Raw genomic sequence first — 3800 nt, 5'->3', positions numbered from 1 at the left:
ATCCCAGCGATCCGCTTGGATTAAGGGTGATATTGGCTCCAAAGAGGCGATGGACTACCTTCAGGGCATTTTAGCCATTACCAAAGCATCGGGCGATAAGGGGCTAGTTATCGTCATCGACGAAGCCGAAACCATGTAGCGGATGAAAACAGATATTCGCGCCAAATCTCTCAATGGGATTAGGCAAATTTGCGACGCAGCCGAGCGCTATCCAGGGTTATTCTGGATCTTTACTGGTACTCCCGAATTTTTCGATACCAATCGCGGGGTAGCAGGTTTATCACCCTTACACGATCGGTTAAAGTTAATTAAAACGGGTAATTTTGCAAATCCCCGCCAACCGCAACTAGTCCTCACACCATTCGATGCAGCACGATTGAAAGATGTCGCGCTTAAATTGCGAGAATTATATCCAACGGAAAACCGTCAACAATTAACCAAAAAAGTCACACCCGCATTTATCGATCTACTAGTAGATAAAGTCACCCAAGGTTTTGGTGGCGATGTCGGGATAGTACCGCGTCAATTCTTACGCCAATTGGTAAATATTTTAGATCTAGCTGCCACCGAACCAGATTTCGATCCGATGACAGATGGGGGTTACGACTTGGTAGAACTCAGTGCTGAGGAAATCAGAATTCGGGATGGTTTACCTTATTTTGAACCTGAACCCGCCGACGCAGAACAGTATGCTGTGACGTTTTAGATACTCATCAACCATTACATGATAACTTTGACAGTCGAAACCCTTTGCTCGGAAGCAACAATATTCTCAGCCGCTGAATCTCATCACCTAGAACCCCTGTTATATGGCGTGACTGATGGTAAAGCCGTCGGCACCTACCTAGAAAAAAAGTTTAGACTTTATCTCCAAGCGCGATATGAGTTTATCGCCGGAAATTCTGCTAGCGGCACCGACTTTCCAGGATTATTAGTAGATATGAAGGTGACAAGTATTAAGCAACCACAATCATCATGCCCGTTCAAATCCGCACGTCAAAAGATTTTTGGATTGGGATATGCGCTCTTAATCTTTGTTTATGACAAAACAGACGATAGTACTAATCGCACCGGAACATTAAATATTTTGCACACAATTTTTGTGAGTTCTGAAAGAACGGCAGATTTTCAGATGACTCGTGGAATTAGGAGTATCTTAGCGAATGAAGGTAATAAAGACGATCTAATTGCTTTGATGTTGGATCGAAATCTACCCGTTGATGATATTGAATCATCTAATCTTGCAGATGAAATTCTTCATAGTCCACCCATCCAAGGATTTTTAACTATTTCCAATGCCTTGCAATGGCGACTTCAGTATAGCCGAGTAATCGAGCGAGCCGATCTAGAAGATGGTATCATTGCTGTTTATAGAGCTAACCCATGATTCGGACTACCCCTAAAACAAAAGTAGAATATGGAGACTTTCAAACACCGATCGAATTAGCAGAGCTGATATGTCAAAAGTTGATAGAATTAGGTGTCAATCCTGATGCGATCGTCGAGCCAACCTGTGGGATTGGTAATTTCATCAATGCTAGTTCGCGGTTGTTTCTATCGACAGATAAGATTCTCGGTATTGAAATTAATCAACAGTATGTCGAGGAGATTAAAACAAGGCAGCAATTAGATCGAGACCAAAGAATTGAAATTATCGAAGCAGATTTTTTTCAATTTGATTGGCGATCGCAGCTAGATAAACTAGATGGACAACTTCTCGTAATTGGTAACTTTCCTTGGGTGACTAATTCACAGCAAGGAGTTATTGGTGGTAAAAACTTACCTAGTAAGGTTAATTTCCAAGATCATATTGGGCTAGATGCAATTACAGGTAAGAGCAACTTTGATATCTCCGAGTGGATGCTGATCCAATCGATCGAATGGTTTCAGCAACGGGGTGGTTATCTCTCGATGCTTTGCAAGACTTCTGTGGCTAGAAAAATACTGAATCATCTTCGTAATAGAAATCTCAACCTTGCCTACTGTGCCAGCTATAATATCGATGCTAAAAAGTATTTTAATGCTAGCGTTGAATCTTGCTTATTGTTTTGCAAATTTGATGGCATTTCCACTAATTATTTTTGTGATGTGTTCGATAGTTTAGAAAGCACAGAATATAAACGAATCGGGTATCGTCATAATATACTAGTTAGAGATGTTATTATATTCGATCGAGTAAGTGAATTATATCATCCAACCCCCGAACTAAAATGGAGATCGGGTGTCAAACATGATTGCTCTAGTGTGATGGAGTTACGGAAAATTGATAGTAAGTTAATTAATGGATTTGGAGATGCTGTCGATATCGAAGATACATATCTTTTCCCATTATTAAAAGGTTCTGATGTCGCTCAGAATCGAATACAGAATACCGATCGATATGTTCTAGTTACGCAAAGATTTGTGGGAGAACCTACTGACGAGATCGAATATTTAGCTCCAAAAACTTGGAGATATCTAGAATCACACGCTAAATACTTAGACAATAGAAAGAGCAAGATTTATTTGAAAAATCCTAGGTTTTCTATCTTTGGAATAGGCTCATATACTTTTGCTCCTTGGAAAATTGCTATTTGCGGGCTTTACAAGAAATTAGAGTTCAGATTAATTGGACAGTTAAACGATCGGGGTGTTATTTTTGATGATACTGTTTATTTTATTGGTTTTGACGATCGAGCATCTGCCTGTCAAGCATTCGATTCATTGACATCTACTCCAGTCAGAGATTTTTATTCATCTCTAATATTTTGGGATGAGAAACGCCCAGTTAAATCCAGTATTTTGAATAGTTTAAACCTTGCTGCTAGCTCCGACCATTATCGATTGTCATGATACTATATAGTGGCAAATTCTTGCTCAGAATGCCAAAATCTCTACGTCGAGACTTGGTACAGAAAGCAGAAGCGGAAGCTGTAAGTTTAAATCAGTATATTAGCTCGGTACTGAGTAGAAGTGTGAATTAGAACTAACTTATTTACATTTTCGATTTGCTCGATCCATCGCAATTTGATATCTGGCGATCGATAGTGGGGCATCTATTGTGGGAGTGGAAGTTCCAATCTGGTTAACCGCGATCCAGTAGACATCTTGAATGGCAACGATCGCCCGCTCGTCTTGTTGCCAACTAACGATCGCGACATTATTAAAGCCAATTACTTCGCCACCACGATAAAAATATCTCCGAATTAATTGAGCCGATCGCACTAAAATATTACTATTGATAGCTGTCTTTTTAGTTAATTTAATCGATTTGGATCTGACTAAGCGTAACCTACCCCACCAATCTGGTTGAAAATCTCGGTGTCGGAACGGCGATAGAAAAGATTGCCATTGCATCAGGGGTGGTGTAAATGTACCGACACAAGTTCGCCTAAGCTCTGGTAATAACCATGCTTTGATCTTACTTTGCAGGAGCTTAGTTAAGACCTCTTGATTTTTGCAGGGACTGGCAGTGAATTGGACGATTTTAGTTAAATTATTGGCTCGATCGCGATAGGAAAACTCCATCGCTCCAGCATAATGAATATCACCAGTCAAGACGATCGCGCGATCGCGAGTTTGTGCGATACAGTCGAGTAATTCTGCTACTGCATCGAGGCGAATATTCCAAGCATCACCGAGATCGGTTGCAAAAGTTTTACCATGACGAAGCTGATAATGATGTACCCAATCGATCGCTTGGAGTCCGAATAAATTAGTCGGCAAAATAATCAATATTTCTTTGCCTTGGGAGATATCTGAATTTAAGTAGCTAGTAATTTGAGCATTCAATCCAGACTTGCTCAATAATCGGGGAGCCG

3 protein-coding genes and 2 pseudogenes are annotated in these 3800 nt (G+C 40.4%); 4 read left to right on the top strand and 1 reads right to left on the bottom strand.

Annotated features, from left to right (window positions below; translation table 11 throughout):
• The first annotated feature begins 19 nt into the window (after positions 1-19).
• The 4 genes and pseudogenes from RMO52_RS18065 (at position 20) to RMO52_RS18050 (ending at position 2963) form a co-directional block, all read left to right on the top strand.
• A pseudogene (locus RMO52_RS18065) lies at positions 20-706 on the top strand (BREX system ATP-binding domain-containing protein).
• An 18-nt stretch (positions 707-724) separates the two neighbouring features.
• On the top strand, positions 725-1387 hold the full coding sequence (locus tag RMO52_RS18060; protein ID WP_310417003.1) for a restriction endonuclease: 663 nt from the start codon (positions 725-727) through the stop codon (positions 1385-1387).
• On the top strand, positions 1384-2832 hold the full coding sequence (locus tag RMO52_RS18055; RefSeq protein ID WP_310417000.1) for an SAM-dependent methyltransferase: 1449 nt from the start codon (positions 1384-1386) through the stop codon (positions 2830-2832). The genes RMO52_RS18060 and RMO52_RS18055 overlap by 4 nt, the downstream gene beginning before the upstream one ends.
• Positions 2829-2963 carry a toxin-antitoxin system HicB family antitoxin gene (locus RMO52_RS18050; RefSeq protein WP_310416998.1) on the top strand — a complete coding sequence of 45 codons (135 nt, stop codon included), beginning with the start codon at positions 2829-2831 and terminating at the stop codon, positions 2961-2963. The genes RMO52_RS18055 and RMO52_RS18050 overlap by 4 nt, the downstream gene beginning before the upstream one ends.
• A 7-nt stretch (positions 2964-2970) precedes the next feature.
• On the opposite strand, the pseudogene RMO52_RS18045 reads toward RMO52_RS18050, so the two are convergent.
• Positions 2971-3800, bottom strand: a pseudogene (locus RMO52_RS18045) (hypothetical protein); the annotation flags it as partial.

It is taken from the genome of Chamaesiphon sp. OTE_8_metabat_110 (genome assembly GCF_031382685.1).
GTDB lineage: Bacteria > Cyanobacteriota > Cyanobacteriia > Cyanobacteriales > Chamaesiphonaceae > Chamaesiphon.
Note: the sequence above shows the minus strand (reverse complement) of the source record. Positions and strands in the feature narration are given on the sequence as shown.